14 protein-coding genes are annotated in these 17,938 nt (G+C 60.5%); 10 read left to right on the top strand and 4 right to left on the bottom strand.

Going from position 1 to position 17,938, the window contains the following annotated elements:
* Positions 1-31: 31 nt before the first annotated feature.
* The 7 genes from PspR76_RS18895 to PspR76_RS18865 all read left to right on the top strand — a co-directional run bounded on the left by PspR76_RS18895 (position 32) and on the right by PspR76_RS18865 (position 11,053).
* A complete protein-coding gene (locus tag PspR76_RS18895) occupies positions 32-682 on the top strand; it encodes a GNAT family N-acetyltransferase (protein ID WP_159957702.1) in 651 nt (216 codons plus the stop codon).
* Positions 683-745: 63 nt separating this feature from the next.
* A complete protein-coding gene (locus PspR76_RS18890; RefSeq protein ID WP_159957700.1) occupies positions 746-2,473 on the top strand; it encodes an autotransporter assembly complex protein TamA in 1,728 nt (575 codons plus the stop codon).
* The gene (locus PspR76_RS18885; protein ID WP_159957698.1) at positions 2,473-6,159 is read left to right on the top strand and encodes a translocation/assembly module TamB domain-containing protein; all 3,687 of its coding nucleotides are present in this window, start codon (positions 2,473-2,475) and stop codon (positions 6,157-6,159) included. The genes PspR76_RS18890 and PspR76_RS18885 overlap by 1 nt, the downstream gene beginning before the upstream one ends.
* Before the next feature lie 222 nt (positions 6,160-6,381).
* On the top strand, positions 6,382-6,855 hold the full coding sequence (locus PspR76_RS18880) for a MarR family winged helix-turn-helix transcriptional regulator (RefSeq protein WP_159957696.1): 474 nt from the start codon (positions 6,382-6,384) through the stop codon (positions 6,853-6,855).
* Positions 6,852-8,303, top strand: coding sequence for an efflux transporter outer membrane subunit (locus PspR76_RS18875; protein ID WP_159957694.1), 1,452 nt, complete (start codon positions 6,852-6,854; stop codon positions 8,301-8,303). Before PspR76_RS18880 ends, PspR76_RS18875 begins: the two co-directional genes overlap by 4 nt.
* A 15-nt stretch (positions 8,304-8,318) precedes the next feature.
* Entirely contained in the window at positions 8,319-9,518 is a 1,200-nt protein-coding gene (locus tag PspR76_RS18870; RefSeq protein ID WP_159957692.1) for an efflux RND transporter periplasmic adaptor subunit, read from the top strand.
* Positions 9,518-11,053 carry a DHA2 family efflux MFS transporter permease subunit gene (locus PspR76_RS18865; protein WP_159957691.1) on the top strand — a complete coding sequence of 512 codons (1,536 nt, stop codon included), beginning with the start codon at positions 9,518-9,520 and terminating at the stop codon, positions 11,051-11,053. Before PspR76_RS18870 ends, PspR76_RS18865 begins: the two co-directional genes overlap by 1 nt.
* A gap of 130 nt (positions 11,054-11,183) precedes the next feature.
* On the opposite strand, the gene lpxH is transcribed toward PspR76_RS18865, so the two are convergent.
* Both lpxH and PspR76_RS18855 read right to left on the bottom strand, forming a co-directional pair.
* Positions 11,184-11,933, bottom strand: coding sequence for a UDP-2,3-diacylglucosamine diphosphatase (gene lpxH / locus PspR76_RS18860; protein WP_159957689.1), 750 nt, complete (start codon positions 11,931-11,933; stop codon positions 11,184-11,186).
* Positions 11,930-12,433, bottom strand: coding sequence for a peptidylprolyl isomerase (locus PspR76_RS18855; RefSeq protein ID WP_159957687.1), 504 nt, complete (start codon positions 12,431-12,433; stop codon positions 11,930-11,932). The genes lpxH and PspR76_RS18855 overlap by 4 nt, the downstream gene beginning before the upstream one ends.
* A gap of 251 nt (positions 12,434-12,684) precedes the next feature.
* Between PspR76_RS18855 and PspR76_RS18850 the strand changes: the two genes are divergently transcribed.
* On the top strand, positions 12,685-14,385 hold the full coding sequence (locus PspR76_RS18850) for a glutamine--tRNA ligase/YqeY domain fusion protein (protein WP_159957685.1): 1,701 nt from the start codon (positions 12,685-12,687) through the stop codon (positions 14,383-14,385).
* An 18-nt stretch (positions 14,386-14,403) separates the two neighbouring features.
* Positions 14,404-15,792 carry a cysteine--tRNA ligase gene (gene cysS, locus PspR76_RS18845; protein WP_159957683.1) on the top strand — a complete coding sequence of 463 codons (1,389 nt, stop codon included), beginning with the start codon at positions 14,404-14,406 and terminating at the stop codon, positions 15,790-15,792.
* 251 nt (positions 15,793-16,043) lie between these two features.
* Here cysS and PspR76_RS18835 read toward each other — a convergent pair whose 3' ends face one another.
* Both PspR76_RS18835 and PspR76_RS18830 read right to left on the bottom strand, forming a co-directional pair.
* The gene (locus PspR76_RS18835; RefSeq protein WP_159957681.1) at positions 16,044-16,724 is read right to left on the bottom strand and encodes a peptidase E; all 681 of its coding nucleotides are present in this window, start codon (positions 16,722-16,724) and stop codon (positions 16,044-16,046) included.
* 26 nt (positions 16,725-16,750) lie between these two features.
* Positions 16,751-17,293, bottom strand: a complete 543-nt coding sequence (locus PspR76_RS18830; protein ID WP_159957679.1) for a dihydrofolate reductase family protein — start codon at positions 17,291-17,293, stop codon at positions 16,751-16,753.
* Positions 17,294-17,473: 180 nt separating this feature from the next.
* Here PspR76_RS18830 and PspR76_RS18825 point away from each other — a divergent pair, with 180 nt between their 5' ends.
* Positions 17,474-17,932, top strand: coding sequence for an HIT family protein (locus PspR76_RS18825; RefSeq protein WP_159957677.1), 459 nt, complete (start codon positions 17,474-17,476; stop codon positions 17,930-17,932).
* Positions 17,933-17,938: the final 6 nt, after the last annotated feature.

Here is a 17,938-nt window from a genome sequence, read left to right as displayed (position 1 = left end):
CTTTTGAGTGGCGCCCAGGGAGATTGACTGTATGCCTGACACTTCGACTGCCACCGCCGAAATTCGCCTGCTCAACAGCGGCTATTCCCGCGAGGCGCGTTCCATGTTGTACCAGGCCTATCGGCATGAGCCGACCTTCGCCTACATCTTCGAGGCTGAACGGCCAGGCTATGAACAGCGGGTGCGCGCCACGGTGCGCGAGCTGGTCAAGCAGCATTTTTTTCAGAAACTGCCCGCCATCGGCCTGTTCGTCAATGACCGGCTGATTGGCATCGCCTTGATCGCGCCACCGCAACGGCGCCTGGGCATCACCGAGAGTTGGGCCTGGCAATTGCGCATGTGGCTGAGCACCGGTGTGCGCGGCACGCGGCGCTACCTGGAATACCATCACGCGGTGCTGGCCTGCCTGCCGAGCGAGTCGGTGCATGTGCTGCCGCTGTTGGGCATTCATCCGCAATTCCAGGGTAAACACTACGGCGAGCAGTTGCTGGAAGCCGTGCACAATTGGTGCGCCGAGGACCCGCATTCCTCGGGTGTGGTGCTCGATACGGGTAATTCACGCTACCTGGATTTCTATAAACGTCAGGGTTATGAAGAAATCGGCGAAGTGGCCATAGGGCCCGTGCTGGAGCATGTGTTTTTCCATCCCAATCCCCAAACGTTACATGCTGCAACGGCTTAGACAGAATTATTCAGACAATTCCGGGTTCAAAGAGCCTCCCTAGCTCGTGTAGCATCCGCGCCTATGAAGTTTCCAGGAAGATTTACCAGCGGCTTGATTCTGCTGTTCACAAGCTGCGGCGCGTTGGCGCAAAGCGAACTGGACGTGCGGATCAAACCTTCAAACGACGCGTTGAAAGCCAACATCGAAGGCTATATCGGCGGGGTCGGCGATCGCGATGAAGAAGCCTTGCAGCGCTTCAGCCGTGGCGCCGAGGAGCAGGCCCGCAAGGCCGCCCAGGCGCTCGGCTTCTATCAGCCGCAGATCGCCAGTGAGGTCAGGGGCGGCAAGAACCCGCGCCTGACCCTCACCATCGACCCCGGCGAACCGGTGCATTTGCGCAACGTGACCATCAAGGTCGACGGTGAGGCTGCGAGCCTCAAGGCGTTTCGCGTGCCTGCCAGCGACGACCTCAAATCCGGCGCCGTGCTCAACCACGGCCATTACGAAGACGCCAAGCGTCTGATCCAGAACCAGGCCTCGCGCTACGGCTTTTTCAGTGGGCGTTTTACCAGCCAAAAACTCTCGGTCGACCCCAAGGCGGGCGTCGCCGATATCGAACTCGTTTACGACAGTGGCCCGCGCTACAGCATGGGCAAGGTCAGCTTTGCCGGCGACACGCCGTTTGATGAGGAACTGCTGCAACGCATGGTGCCGTTCAAAAGTGGCACACCTTACGACTCCGAGCTGATCGCCGAACTCAACCAGAACCTGCAATCGAGTGGCTTCTTCGAGGCCGTGCGCGTCGACGCCAGCCCAGCCGCGTCGGCCAACGATGTGATCCCGGTGGCCGTGCAACTGGAAACCCGCAAGCCGCGCACCATGGGGCTGGGCCTCGGTTATTCGACCGACGTCGGCCCGCGCGGCAAAGCCAACTGGACCCGCCACTGGGTCAACCCGCAAGGCCACAGTTACGGCTGGGAAGCCGAACTCTCGGCGCCACGCCAGAACGTCGGCCTGTGGTACGACATTCCCCTGGACCCGCCGCTGACCGATAAATTGCGCTTCGCCGGTGGTTACCAGAACGAAGAAATTGCCAACACCGACACCCTGAGTAAATTGCTCACCCTGGGCCCTGAGTGGCACAGCAAATTGCCCAGCGGCTGGACACGGGTCATATCGCTCAAATACCAGCGCGAAGAATACCGCCTGGGCAATGACTCGGGCCTGAGTAACCTGGTGATGCCAGGTATCAATTATTCCTACCTGCGCAGCGACAACCGCATCGACCCGCACAATGGCTACCGCCTGATGTTCGATGCCAAGGTCGCCAAGGAAGGCCTGGGCTCCGACACCAACCTGCTTTACGGCACGGCGACGATCAAAGGCCTGACCACCTTGTGGGATAACCATCGCTTCCTCGGGCGTGCGCAGTTCGGCGGCAGTGCCACCAATGGCTACAACTCCGTGCCGCCGTCGCTGCGCTTCTTTGCCGGTGGTGACCAAAGCGTACGCGGCTACGAGTACCAGACCTTGTCACCGGAGAACGATCGCGGTGATCGCATCGGCGGCCGCTACATGGTGGCCTTGAGCGCCGAGTATCAATATTCCATCGCCGAAAAATGGCGGATCGCGACCTTTATCGACCAAGGCAACTCGTTCAACACCCTCGAAATGCCCAGCCTGAAAACCGGTGTGGGCGTGGGTGTGCGCTGGGTGTCGCCGGTCGGGCCGATTCGTCTTGACCTGGCCCATGCCCTCGAAGATCCGGGCGGCATTCGTTTGCACTTTTCCATGGGGCCTGAGCTGTGATGCGTGGTTTGAAAATAGCGGGGCTGGCCGTTGTGGCGGTCCTCGCCCTGGTTGTGTTGGCGCTGTGGACCGTGCTTGGCACCCAAGCAGGCAGCCGTTGGGCCTTGGGTCAGGTGCCGGGGCTGACGGTGGAGAATTTCCAGGGCCACTTGGGTGGCCAGTGGAGCGCCGATCATCTGCTCTGGCAGCAGGACGCCAGCCGCGTCGAACTCAATGCGCCGAAGTTTGACTGGTCACCGGCGTGCCTGCTGCGCATGACCTTGTGCGTCAATAAGCTGGATGTGGAGCAGGTCAGCCTGCAGTTTCCGCCCAGCACCGAAGAAAGCAGCAGCGGCCCGATTCAACTGCCTGAGTTAAAACTGCCGGTGGCGATACAGTTGGGCGACGTTCGCGTCGGTAGCCTGCTGTTTAATGGCAGCGAAGAGCTCAAGGGCCTGCAATTGGCCGCGCACTGGACGGCTGCCGGGATGCAGATCGACTCGGTGCACCTGCAGCGCGACGGCTTGGTGCTGGACCTCGCCGGCCTTCTGCAACCGACCGGCGACTGGCCGCTGAGTGCCACTGGCAACCTGAGCCTGCCTTACGCACCCGGTGGCGCGCCGTGGCAAGTTGCGTTGAAAATCGACGGTGACCTGCTCAAGACCCTCAAGCTCGACGCCGACAGCAGCGGCTACTTGCCCGCCAAGCTCAGCGGCGAGCTGCAACCGCTGGTGGAGAACCTGCCCGCGCAACTGCACATCACCGCTGACGCTTTCAAACCCGGCGCCGAGTTGCCCGACACCCTGCAACTCAATCAACTGGACCTCACCGCCAAGGGCGACCTGAGCAGCGGTTATCAACTGCTGGGCAAGGCCGTTCTGCCAGCGGAAAAAGGCCCGGTGGACCTGCTGCTGCAAGGCAAAGTCGACGCCAAGGGCGCGCAGATTGCTGGCCTGGATTTAACCGCCGGCGACAAACAAAGCCTCAAACTCAGCGCCAACCTCGACTGGCAACAAGGCTTCAGCGCTGACGCGAGGATCGACTGGCTGGATTTCCCTTGGCACCGTCTCTACCCCTTGATCGATGAGCCGCAGGTCGCGTTGCGTACGTTCAATGGCGAAATCTCTTATAAAGACGGCAACTACCTCGGCAACCTTAAAGCCGACCTCGACGGCCCGGCCGGCAAGTTCAACGTGGTCACACCGTTCAGTGGCGACCTCAAGCAAATCTTCCTGCCCGAGCTGAAACTGACGGCCGGCCAAGGCAAGGCCGAAGGCCACCTGAACCTGCAGTTTGCCGACGGCATCGCCTGGGACACCGCACTCGACCTGTCGGCGTTGAACCCGGCGTACTGGGTCGCTGAGTTGCCGGGCACATTGGCCGGGCCATTGCGCAGCAAAGGCGAATTCAAAAATGAACAGCTCAAGCTGAACGCCGACCTCGACCTCAAGGGCCGCTTGCGTGGCCAAATCGCCGTGCTGGCGGCCAAGGCCGAAGGCGCGGGCGAGCAATGGACCCTGGCCAACCTGGATATTCGCCTGGGCGACAACCGCATCAATGGCAGCGGCAGCCTGCAACAACGCTTGGCCGGGCAGATCGATATCAAGCTGTCGCGCCTCGCCCAACTGTGGCCGCAGCTGCGCGGGCAAATCAATGGCCGCGTCGATGTGGCCGGCACGTTGAAGGCGCCGCAAGGCAAGCTCGACCTCAAGGGCCAGCAGCTGGCATTCGCTGACAATCACCTGCAAAACCTCAGTCTCGACGCCACACTCGATAACGCCCAGCGCGCGAAAATCGACCTCAAGGGCAGCGGCATCCAGGCCGGTGAGACCCAGGTCGGCACCCTGACGGCCAGCGCCCAAGGCGATATCAAGAGCCAGAAAGTCCAGCTTGACCTCGCCGGGCCGTTGGTCAAATTGGCCCTGGCCCTGGACGGCAACCTTGATAAAGGCAACTGGCGCGGGCGCCTGGCCAGCGGTGACGTACAAGCCGGTGGCCAGGACTGGAAGCTGCAGGCGCCGGCGAAAATCGAACGCCTGGCCGACGGCAAGCTGACGTTTGCCGCACACTGCTGGGTGTCCGGCCCGGCCAGCCTGTGCGGCGAAGACCAACGGCTGATGCCGGAACCGAAGCTGCGCTACCACCTCAAGCAATTCCCCATCGACAGCCTGGCGGCGTTCCTGCCCAAGGACTTCGCCTGGCAGGGCAAGCTCAACGCCGACGTCCAACTTGACCTGCCTGACAGCGGGCCCAAGGGCGTCGTTTCGGTCGATGCCAGTGGCGGCACGTTGCGCGTCAAGGACAAGGACCAGTGGCTGGATTTCCCTTACGACACCTTGAAGCTGGAAACCACGCTCAATCCCAAGCGTATCGACACCCAGCTGAATTTCCGTGGCGGCAAGCTCGGCGAGTTGCTGGTGCAGGCGCAGATCAACCCGCTGCCGAAGAACAAGCCGATCACCGGTAATTTCAGCCTCAACGGCCTGGACCTCGCAGTGGCGCGACCGTTTGTGCCGATGGTCGAAAAACTCACCGGCAAGCTCAACGGCAACGGCCGTATCTCCGGTGGTTTGTTGGCGCCGCAGGTCAACGGCAGTGTCAACCTGGTTGGCGGCGAAATCTCCGGGCCGGAACTGCCAATCAGCCTTGAAGGCTTGAACGTGCAAGCGTTGATTGCCGGCGAAAGCGTTCAGTTGAACGGCGCCTGGAGCAGTGGCAAGGCCGGGCAGGGCAGCCTCAAGGGGCAGATCGACTGGGGCCAGGCCTTGGTCGTCGACCTCAGCCTGCAAGGCTCAAAACTGCCGGTCACCGTGGAGCCTTATGCGACGCTGGAAGTGGCGCCCGACCTGAAAATCAGCCTGAAAAACGACAAGCTGGCGATTGCCGGCAAGGTGCACATCCCGCGTGGCGATATCACCGTGCGTGAATTGCCGCCGTCCACCGTCAAGGTCTCGGATGACACCGTGATCGTCGGCAGCCAGACCGAAGAGGGCAAGCCGCCGATGGCGATGGCCATGGACATTGATGTGGTGGTGGGCGAAGACCAGCTCAACTTCGCCGGCTTCGGCCTTACCGCCAAGGTCCAGGGCCAGGTGCACATTGGCGACAACATGGACACCCGTGGCGAGTTGTGGCTCAACGATGGCCGCTACCGCGCCTATGGGCAGCGGCTCAATGTGCGCCGTGCGCGGCTGCTGTTCGCCGGGCCGTTGGACCAACCGTTCCTGGATATCGAAGCCATACGCGTGGTCACCGAACCGTCCAGAACCGTGACCGCCGGCATTCGCCTGAGCGGCAGCGCCGAACAGCCGACCACGCAAATTTTCTCCGAGCCGGCCATGCCCCAAGAGGATGCGCTGTCGTACCTGGTGCTGGGGCGTTCGCGCAACAACACCGGCGAAGACAACAACATGCTCGCCGAAGCCGCCTTGGGCCTGGGCTTGATGGGCAGCGCCGGGGTGACCTCGGATATCGCCACCAAGCTCGGGATCCAGGACTTCGACCTCGACACCCAGGGCACCGGCAATAACACCTCCGTGGTCGCCAGCGGCAAGATCACCGAAAAACTCAGCCTGCGTTATGGCGTGGGGGTGTTCGAACCGGCCAGCACCATTGCCTTGCGTTACTTGCTGAGCAAAAAGGTATACCTGGAAGTGGCAAGTGGCGTGGCCAGCTCGCTGGATATCTTCTACAAGCGGGATTTTTAAGCCCCTAAGCAGTAAAAAATGTGGGAGCTGGCTTGCCTGCGATGGCGATACCTCAGTCGACAATGTGTTGACTGACACACCGCTATCGCAGGCAAGCCAGCTCCCACTTGCCTTCCGTCGCGAAATTAGCAAGCAAGCTAATAATTCCATTTGACATTCGCTGCCTAAGCAGTAACATCTTGTCATACATTCACTGCCTAGGCAGTAATAAGGTGACTTCCGATGCCCCACTTCACCCCTGACAGCTTTCGCAACTGCCACCTCGGCCTGTTGCTGGGCCGGGCGGCGCTGCTCAAGGACCGTATTATCGACACCCATATGGAACCGCATGGCGTCACCGCCGCGCAGTTCAAGGTGTTGATCATCATTGCCCAGTTTGACGTCGACACCCCGGCCGAGCTGTGCCGCAACCTGTCGCTGGACAGCGGTTCGATGACGCGCATGCTCGACCGTCTGGAGCAAAAGGGCCTGCTGGCGCGCAAGCGTTCCGAGCAGGACCGGCGCCAGGTGCAGTTGGTACTCACTGAAGACGGCCAGCGCCTGGCAGACATGCTGCCGCATATCGGTGCGCAGTCGATGAATGAACTGGCCGGCGCCCTGGAGCCCGGTGAGTTGCAAACCCTGGAAAAAATCCTCACGAAAATTCTGGTAGCTGCCGGTGACGCCATCGTCATCCAGCGGGTAGGTAATCAATGAACACACGCGCACTTAGCCTGGTGCTGGTGGCGATGAGCATGGCCGGTTGCGCCAACTTCAGCGGCCTCGACACCCAGGGCCAACGCCTCGACGCCAACACGTTGCAAACCGGTAAATCCCTCAGTGGCGTGACGCTGTCCAACGCCGCATGGCCGACTGCCGACTGGTGGAAAAGCCTGGGCGACCCACAATTAGACGGCCTGATCCACGAAGCCCTGCAAAACAGCCCGGACATGCAAGTCGCCAGCGCCCGTGCCCACCAGGCCGAAGCCGCCGCCTATGCCGCCGACGCCGCACGCATGCCCACCCTGGATGCCAGCGCCGGCGTGAGCCGTTCGCGCCTGGCCAAGGATCAGGACCCGCGTGGTGAGGGCGATGCCTACGCCACCGTGAGAAATATCGGCGCCAGCTTCAATTACAACTTCGACCTCTGGGGTGGCCAACGGGCCGCCTGGGAAGCCGCCTTGGGCCAGGCGCGTGCCGCCGAAGTCGATCAGCAAGCCGCGCGTCTTACCTTGGCCGCCAACGTCGCCAAGGCTTACAGCGACTTGGGCCAGGCCCACATCGTGCGTGACTTGGCCGCCGACGACCTCAAGCGCACCCGCCAGATGCTCGACTTGAGCAAGCGTCGCCTGAGTTCCGGTATCGACAGCCAGTACCAGTACCAGCAGACCGAAAGCCTGGAAGCCAGCTCCCAGTCGCAACTGATCGATGCGGAAAAACAGCTGCAAAGCGCCAAGATCGCCCTCGCCGTATTACTCGGTAAAGGCCCGGACCGTGGCAACGAACTGACCCGCCCGAACGTGCTTAAACCCAGTGCGGTAGCGGTTCCTTCGGTGCTGCCGGCCGAGTTGCTGGGCCGTCGCCCGGACCTGATCGCCGCACGCTGGCGCGTCGAAGCCGCGAGCAAGAACATTGCCGCGAGCAAAACCCGCTTCTACCCCAACCTCAACCTGAGCGCGAGCGCCGGGGCCGAGTCGTTGCTGGGGGACGCGATGTTTGGTTCGGCCAGCCGTTTCTTCAGCATTGCGCCGACGATCTCGTTGCCGATCTTCGACGGCGGCCGCTTGCGCGCCGACCTCGATGCCCGCGATGCCGATTACGACCTGGCCGTGGCCCAGTACAACAAAACCCTGGTGCAAGCCTTGGGCGATATCGGCAACACCCTTTCGCAATTGCGTGACACCGGTCGGCAGATCCAGGCGCAGCAACACGCCGCGGACATTGCCCAGCAGTCCTACGACACCGGGGTGCAACGCTACAGCTCGGGGATCGGCAATTACCTCGATGTGCTCAGCATCGAGCAGCAATTGCTGCAGGCCCAGCGTCAGCTGGCGACGCTGAATGCGGCACAGATCGATCTGTCGATTCAATTGATGCAGGCCCTGGGTGGCGGGTACGACGCCAAAAACGTGGCCGCGACCACCCCAGCTACACGCACGGAATAATTTGAGGTAATTGTCATGGCCACTGCCGAAAACACCCAAGCAAACGAACAACCCAAAGACACCAACCCGCGCAAACGCAAGATCATGCTGATTGGCCTGGCGCTGATCGTCATCCTCGGCGCCTTGGGCGTTTGGGGCTGGTATGAGCTTTACGGGCGCTTCAGTGAAAGCACCGACGACGCTTATGTGAATGGCAACGTGGTGGAAATCACGCCGCTGGTGACGGGCACTGTGGTCAGCATCGGCGCTGACGATGGCGACCTGGTTCACGAAGGCCAGGTGTTGATCAACTTCGACCCGAATGACGCTGCCGTCGGCCTGCAAAGTGCCCAGGCCAACCTGGCGCGTACCGTGCGCCAAGTGCGGGGTTTGTACAGCAACGTCGACGGTATGAAAGCCCAGGTGCTGGCCCAGCAGGCCAACGTGCAAAAGGCTCAGGACAACTACAACCGGCGTAAGAACCTCGCCGCCAGCGGCGCGATTTCCCAGGAAGAACTGTCCCACGCCCGTGACGACCTGACCTCGGCGCAAAACGCCCTGGCCAATGTGCAGCAACAATTCAAGACCTCCAGCGCGCTGGTGGATGACACGGTGATTTCGTCGCACCCGGACGTGCAAGCCGCCGCCGCGCAACTGCGCCAGGCTTACTTGACCAATGCGCGCAGCACCTTGATCGCACCGGTTACCGGCTATGTGGCCAAGCGCACCGTGCAACTGGGCCAGCGTGTGCAGCCGGGCACGGCGTTGATGGCGGTGATCCCGCTGGATCAGCTATGGATTGATGCCAACTTCAAAGAAACCCAACTGCGCGATATGCGTATTGGTCAGCCGGTGGACATCGAGTCGGACATCTACGGCAGTGACGTCAAGTTCAGCGGCACCGTTGACAGCCTGGGCGCCGGTACCGGCAGCGCGTTCGCCCTGCTGCCGGCGCAGAACGCCACCGGTAACTGGATCAAGATTGTGCAACGGGTGCCTGTGCGTATCCATATCAACGCCGACGAACTGGCCAAGCACCCGCTGCGTGTGGGCTTGAGCACCGTGGTCAATGTGGACCTGCACGACCAGAGCGGCCCGGTGCTGGCGCAACAGGCGCCGCAAAAGGCCTCGTTCACCACCAACGTGTATGACCGCCAATTGGCCGAAGCCGACGCCATGATCACCCAGTTGATCCATGACAACAGCCTCGCCGCGCCCAAGGCTGTGCAACGCTGATGAGTGCTAACGCCCCCGCGTCCTTTAGGCCGCCGAGCTTGTTGATGGCCACTATTGGCCTGTCGCTGGCGACCTTTATGCAGGTGCTCGACACCACCATCGCCAACGTGGCGTTGCCGACCATTTCCGGCAACCTCGGCGTGAGTTCGGAGCAGGGCACCTGGGTCATCACCTCGTTTGCGGTGAGCAACGCAATTGCCTTGCCGCTGACCGGCTGGCTCAGCCGGCGCTTTGGCGAGGTGAAGCTGTTTTTGTGGGCGACCATCCTGTTTGTGCTGGCGTCGTTCCTGTGCGGTATTTCCACCTCGATGCCTGAGCTGATCGGCTTTCGGGTGTTGCAAGGCCTGGTGGCCGGGCCGCTGTACCCAATGACCCAGACCTTGCTGATTGCGGTGTACCCGCCGGCAAGGCGCGGCATGGCCCTGGCGTTACTGGCAATGGTCACGGTGGTGGCGCCGATTGCCGGCCCCATCCTCGGCGGCTGGATCACCGACAGCTACAGCTGGCCGTGGATCTTCTTTATCAACGTGCCCATCGGTATCTTCGCGGTGATGGTGGTGCGTTCGCAGCTGAAAAAACGCCCGGTGGTCACCAGTTACCAGCCGATGGATTACGTCGGCCTGCTGAGTTTGATTGTCGGTGTCGGCGCCTTGCAGATCATCCTCGACAAGGGCAACGACCTGGACTGGTTCGAATCCAACTTCATCATTATTGGTGCGGTGATTTCGGCGGTTGCCCTGGCGGTGTTCATCATTTGGGAGCTGACCGACAAGCACCCGGTGGTTAACTTGCGGTTGTTTGCCTATCGCAACTTCCGCATCGGCACCATTGTGCTGATCCTGGGTTACGCGGGTTTCTTCGGCATCAACCTGATCCTGCCGCAATGGCTGCAAACCCAGATGGGCTACACCGCCACTTGGGCGGGCCTGGCGGTGGCGCCGATCGGGATTCTGCCGGTGCTGATGTCGCCGTTTGTGGGCAAGTACGCGCACAAGTTCGACCTGCGCTTGCTGGCGGGCCTGGCATTTTTGGCGATTGGCCTGAGCTGCTTTATGCGCGCCGGCTTCACCAATGAGGTCGACTTCACCCACATCGCCCTGGTGCAGCTGTTCATGGGTATCGGCGTGGCGCTGTTCTTCATGCCGACCTTGAGCATCCTGATGTCCGACTTGCCGCCGGCGCAAATCGCCGATGGCGCGGGTTTGGCCACGTTCCTGCGGACCTTGGGCGGCAGCTTTGCGGCCTCGCTGACCACCTGGATCTGGATTCGCCGCGCCGACCAGCACCATGCGTACATGAGCGAGAACATGACCACCTACGACTCGGCAACCCGCGATGCCTTGCAGGCGCTTGGCGGGGCAGGGCACAAGGCCTATGCGCAGCTGGACCAGATCCTCACCAGCCAGGCGTACATGATGTCCACCGTGGATTACTTCACGTTGCTGGGATGGATGTTCATGGGCTTGATCGTGATTGTGTGGCTGGCCAAACCGCCATTTGCGGCGAAGGCCGGGCCGGAGGCTTCGGGGCACTGATTCGAGGTTGAGGATCGTTCCCACGCTCCGCGTGGGAACGCCTCCTGTGACGCTCTGCGTCACGACCTTCAAAAGCGGACGCCGAGCGTCCAAAGCGGCATTCCCACGCAGAGCGTGGGAACGATCTGGGTCAAGCGCCAGGCAACGCCAGCTGCGGATTGACGAAGTCAAACGCCGCCAGCGCAAACCCTTGCTCATCCACCTGCAACGCCCAACCCTGCTTGTCCCAATCCCCCAGCACAATGCGCTTGGCCGCCTGGTCGCCAATCTGCAGCTTATGAATGGCGGGGCGGTGCGTATGGCCGTGGACTAACGTGCGCACGCCAAACTGCTGCATCACCCGCGGCACTTCCTCGGGCGTCACATCGACAATGTCGTTGGCTTTCATGCGCACTTGGGCAGTGCTCTCGCTGCGCAGCTTGCGTGCCAATTTGTGCCGGGTGCGCAAGGGCAGGTGCCGCAGGACAAACAACACAATCGGGTTGCGCAGGACGCGCCGCAGCTTCATATAGCCGACGTCGCGGGTGCACAGGCTGTCGCCGTGCATCAATAGCACGGGCTCGCCATAAAACTGCACGACACTCGGGTCCTTGAGCAAGGTGGCGCCTGCCGCTTTGCAGAACGCCTTGCCGATCAGGAAATCGCGGTTGCCGTGCATGATGAAAATCGGGGTGCCGCTGTCGCTCAGCTCGCGCAATGCTGTACAAATCGAGCGCTGGAACGGTGTCATCCCATCGTCGCCTATCCAGGCTTCAAAGAAGTCCCCCAGAATGTACAACGCCTGGGCGCCACGGGCGCGGCCGTGGAGCAAATCCAGAAACGCCCGGGTGATATCCGGGCGCTCCTCTTCCAGATGCAAATCTGAAATCAGTAATATCACCCAACGATCTCGGCTTTTTCGACGATAACGTCTTCTACCGGTACGTCCTGGTGACCGGCTTTACCGGTGGTCTGCACGCCTTTGATCTTGTCAACGACGTCCTGGCCTTCGGTGACTTTACCGAATACCGCGTAACCCCAACCCTGAACGTTCTTGCCGCTGTGGTTCAGGAAGGCGTTGTCGGCCACGTTGATGAAGAACTGTGCGGAGGCCGAATGCGGCTCCATGGTACGGGCCATGGCGACGGTGTATTTGTCGTTGGAAAGGCCGTTGTCCGCTTCGTTCTGGATGCTTGGACGCTTGTCTTTCTTTTCTTTCATGCCAGGCTCGAAACCGCCGCCCTGGACCATGAAGTTACCGATTACACGGTGGAAAACGGTGCCATCGTAGTGGCCAGCCTTCACGTATTCGATGAAGTTGGCGACGGTGATCGGCGCTTTCTCGGCGTTCAGCTCGATGACGATGTCACCGTGGTTGGTGGTCAGTTTGACTTGAGTCATGTTCACTACTCTTTTCAGGGAATTCGTGGGTTTGGACGCCCGGGCGCCGCTACCGGTTTGGCCAAACAGCAGCCAAGGCGCGCAGTTTAGCGTGACCTGCGGGAATTTCGAGGTGGTTTTTTACCGCCTGGGCAATTAATCCAGCAGTTTTGGGCCGCGCTCTGTCAGTGTCTTGACAGCTTCGGCTATCATAAGCCCTTTGTTTTATCGGCCCCACTTCCGGCCAAGCACTTCGTCTGTTCAAGGATCCTATGAGCAAGCCCACTGTCGACCCTACCTCGAATTCCAAGGCCGGACCTGCCGTCCCGGTCAATTTCCTGCGCCCGATCATCCAGGCGGACCTGGATTCGGGCAAGCACACGCAGATCGTCACCCGCTTCCCGCCAGAGCCCAACGGCTACCTGCACATCGGTCACGCCAAGTCGATCTGTGTGAACTTCGGCCTGGCCCAGGAGTTCGGTGGCGTCACGCACCTGCGTTTCGACGACACCAACCCGGCCAAGGAAGACCAGGAATACATCGACGCCATCGAAAGCGACATCAAGTGGCTGGGCTTCGAGTGGTCCGGTGAAGTGCGCTATGCGTCCAAGTATTTCGACCAGCTGTTCGACTGGGCCGTCGAGTTGATCAAGGCCGGCAAGGCCTACGTCGACGACCTGACCCCGGAGCAAGCCAAGGAATACCGTGGCAGCCTGACCGAGCCGGGCAAGAACAGCCCGTTCCGCGACCGTTCGGTCGAAGAGAACCTGGACTGGTTCAACCGCATGCGCGCCGGTGAGTTCCCGGACGGCGCCCGCGTACTGCGCGCCAAGATCGACATGGCCTCGCCGAACATGAACCTGCGCGACCCGATCATGTACCGCATCCGCCATGCCCACCACCACCAGACCGGTGACAAGTGGTGCATCTACCCCAACTACGACTTCACCCACGGTCAGTCGGACGCCATCGAAGGCATCACGCACTCCATCTGCACCCTGGAGTTCGAAAGCCATCGCCCGCTGTACGAATGGTTCCTCGACAGCCTGCCAGTGCCGGCGCACCCGCGTCAGTACGAGTTCAGCCGCCTGAACCTGAACTACACCATCACCAGCAAGCGCAAGCTCAAGCAGCTTGTTGACGAGAAACATGTGCACGGCTGGGATGACCCGCGCATGTCGACGCTGTCGGGCTTCCGCCGTCGCGGCTACACCCCGGCGTCGATCCGTAACTTCTGCGAGATGGTCGGCACCAACCGTTCCGACGGCGTGGTCGACTACGGCATGCTCGAGTTCAGCATCCGCCAGGACCTCGACGCCAACGCCCCGCGCGCCATGTGCGTGCTGCGCCCGTTGAAAGTCGTGATCACCAACTACCCGGAAGACAAGGTCGACAACCTCGAACTGCCGCGTCACCCGCAGAAAGAAGAGCTGGGCGTGCGCAAGCTGCCGTTCGCGCGGGAAATCTACATCGACCGTGATGACTTCATGGAAGAGCCGCCGAAGGGCTACAAGCGCCTGGAGCCGAACGGCGAAGTGCGCCTGCGCGGCAGCTACGTGATCCGTGCCGACGAAGCGATCAAGGACGCCGATGGCAACATCGTCGAACTGCGTTGCTCCTACGACCCGGAAACCCTGGGCAAGAACCCTGAAGGCCGTAAGGTCAAGGGCGTGATTCACTGGGTACCGGCCGCTGCCAGCATCGAGTGCGAAGTGCGCCTGTACGATCGTCTGTTCCGTTCGCCGAACCCTGAGAAGGCTGAAGACAGCGCCAGCTTCCTGGACAACATCAACCCTGACTCGCTGCAAGTTCTCACCGGTTGTCGTGCCGAGCCATCGCTTGGCGACGCACAGCCGGAAGACCGTTTCCAGTTCGAGCGCGAAGGTTACTTCTGCGCGGATATCAAGGACTCGAAACCTGGTCATCCGGTATTCAACCGTACCGTGACCTTGCGTGATTCGTGGGGCCAGTGATTCTCTAAGGAAGCCGTTGTGCTAACGATCTACAACACACTCAGCAAGACCAAAGAAGTCTTCAAGCCGCTGGATGGCAACAAGGTGCGCATGTATGTGTGCGGCATGACCGTGTACGACTACTGCCACATCGGCCACGGCCGCAGCATGGTTGCCTTCGACCTGGTGACCCGCTGGTTGCGCTTCAGCGGCTATGACTTGACCTATGTGCGCAACATCACCGACATCGACGACAAGATCATCAACCGCGCCAATGAAAACGGCGAGTCGTTCGACGCGCTGACCGAGCGCATGATTGCCGCCATGCACGAGGACGAGGCCCGCCTCAACATCCTCAAGCCGGACATGGAGCCGCGTGCCACGGATCACATCCCTGGCATGCACGCGATGATCCAGACCCTGATCGACAAGGGTTACGCCTACGCCCCCGGCAATGGCGACGTGTACTACCGCGTCGCCAAGTTCATGGGCTACGGCAAGCTGTCGCGCAAGAAAATCGAAGACCTGCGCATCGGCGCGCGCATCGAAGTCGACGAAGCCAAGCAAGACCCGCTCGACTTCGTGCTGTGGAAAGGCACCAAGCCCGGCGAGCCGAGCTGGGAGTCGCCGTGGGGCGCGGGCCGTCCGGGCTGGCATATCGAATGCTCGGTGATGTCCACCTGCTGCCTGGGTGACACCTTCGACATTCATGGCGGCGGCAGCGACCTCGAGTTCCCGCACCACGAGAACGAAATCGCCCAGAGCGAAGCCGCCACCGGCAAGACCTACGCCAATGCCTGGATGCACTGCGGCATGATCCGCATCAATGGCGAGAAGATGTCCAAGTCCTTGAACAACTTCTTCACCATCCGCGACGTGCTGGAAAAGTACCATCCGGAAGTGGTGCGTTACCTGCTGGTATCGAGCCACTACCGCAGCGCCATCAACTACTCGGAAGACAACCTCAAGGACGCCAAGGGCGCCCTGGAGCGTTTCTACCACGCGTTGAAAGGCCTGCCGGCCGTGGCGCCTGCCGGCGGTGAAGCATTCGTTGCACGCTTTACCGAAGTGATGAACGACGACTTCGGCACGCCGGAAGCCTGCGCGGTGCTGTTCGAAATGGTGCGTGAGATCAACCGCCTGCGCGAGACTGATCTCGACGCAGCGGCCGGGCTTGCGGCGCGCTTGAAAGAGCTGGCCAGCGTTCTCGGTGTGCTGCAGATGCAAGCCGATGACTTCCTGCAAGCCGGCGCCGAAGGGCGCGTGGATGCGGCTGAAGTGGATGCGCTGATTCAGGCGCGTCTGGCGGCTCGGGCTAACAAAGACTGGGCGGAGTCCGACCGTATCCGTGACCAACTGACCGCGATGGGTGTGGTGTTGGAAGACGGCAAGGGTGGGACGACGTGGCGGTTGGCTGATCAGGCTTGATCGGTAAACGCTGAATAAAAAAACGCCCCGACTGGTTCGGGGCGATCGTTCCCACGCTCTGCGTGGGAATGCCACTCTGGACGCTCCGCGTCCCGCTTTTGGCGAACGCCTCAAGCCCTGAGCATGGTGACGCGGAGCGTCACGGGATGCATTCCCACGCAGAGCGTGGGAACGATCAGGACGCTAGCGGGTGCAAGCACGATGCCGGTCTGGTGGTGTCCCCCATTCAAAGGTGGGACCGAGTTCAGCATTCACATTTGCATCAGATACGGCGGTGAGGCACTGACCTCATAAGCGTAATTCTGCGCTTCGCTGCGGATCAGCCTGTGGTATTGGTCATTTTTGAAATGCAGAGCAACGCCATCATCTACCGCGTAGGCGGGTTGTATACCCTGAAGACGCACCAGCTCGACAAACGATGCTTCCCTTCCTGCCTCTGAGCGGAAATGCGGACACAGGGCGCCGGAAAGCAAGCCGAGGCCTGCGACCAGGGCAAACGCTCCCCCTGAATCAGAGTGCCCATAATCAAACCAGCAAATGGCCCCGGCACTGACACCACAGAGCACTTTGCCGTTTTTCCCTGCCGCTTTCAGAAGCCCGGTCACACCAAACTCGCGCCACGTAGCCAGCATGGCTCGCGTATTTCCGCCTGCCACATAAATGATGTCGGCCTGTTCAATCAGCGATGAAACCCGGTCAGTGCCGGGGAAGGGCGCAATAAAAAACGTCAGCGTGGTGACGGTGCAGCCTGCGCTTTGATACTTGGTGATGAAGTTGGAAATTTTAGTTCGGTCATCGCCATTGGCAGTGGAGATATAAAGAACATTCGGACGTGCTTTGCCTGATGACGCGACGATGTGTTTGTCGATAAGCGTCATGCGTGTCATCTCAGCGTCGGACTCTCCGCCGATAACAATGATGTTTGTATCCATCCTGACCTCCAGCCTGTCCGAGAAGATTAAGCCACCTGATATCGACTCTGAACAAACCCATTCTGCGACGCGTACGTGCCGACATGGCGCAGTTCACGCTCATGGCCAACCTGGCTGAACAAAGGAATCCCTTGTCCCAACAGCAGAGGAATACGGGTGATGATCAACTCATCGATAAGGCCTGCTTCAAGAAACGCCTGAATCGTTTGGCCACCATCGATATACAGGTGTTTCATACCGCGCTCGGCTAACTGTTTCACGAGGGTGACTGCATCCGCCGACATCACCTCAACCTTGCCCTGCACATGGGCAGGCAGCTCCACCGAATGGCGCGAGAGGGCGATAACAGGCATACCCTCATAGGGCCATTCCGGAAAGGACAAGACTTTTTCCAGGGTTTTGCGGCCCATCACCAGCGCATCGACCGTGGCCATAAAGCCTTCGTAGGTCACACCGCTCAACTGCGCAGCTTCGTACTCCGGCCGGTGCAGCCACTCGATGTCACCGTCTGGCCGCGCTATGAAGCCGTCGACGCTTGCGGCGATAAAGACAGAACATTTGATGTCCATGAGGGGTAACACTCCTTGAAAAATGCAGTGGCTCTATTCAATTCACTATAAGCGTGGCGTTTTCTGATCTCAATTTCGTAAGAGCTTTCAGAAAATTCTGTTTTGTTTTGACGCTCGCCCAATCCATGGCTTTAGATGTCCATCACGACCAAACTCATGATGAAACTGGCGGTGATTTGAATGGATTGTATTTTTTGCAGCATTGTCCGAAAGACCTCTCCAGCCCACATTCTGTGGGAGGACGAACACCATATGGCGTTCCTGTCGATCTTCCCCAACACGCCGGGTTTCAGTGTGGTGATCCCCAAGCAGCATTACGGCAGCTATGCATTTGCGCAGTCGGATAAGGTGCTGGCTGACCTTGTTGTCGCCACCAAGAAAACCGCGTTGCTGATCGACCGGGCGTTTGCGGATGTGGCGCGCACGGGGATGATGCTGGAAGGGTACGGCGTGGATCACCTGCACGCGAAGCTGTTTCCCATGCATGGCACGGGGCAGGACAGTGCGTTCAAGCCTATCAGCTCCAAAGTGGATAAGTTCTTTGAGGCGTATGAGGGCTACATCTCGTCCCACGACTGTGTGCGGGCGGATGATGGGGAATTGGCGCAGTTGGCGGCACACATCCGCTCTTTTGCCTGATACAAA

Source organism: Pseudomonas sp. R76 (assembly GCF_009834565.1).
Lineage (GTDB): Bacteria > Pseudomonadota > Gammaproteobacteria > Pseudomonadales > Pseudomonadaceae > Aquipseudomonas.
Note: the sequence above shows the minus strand (reverse complement) of the source record. Positions and strands in the feature narration are given on the sequence as shown.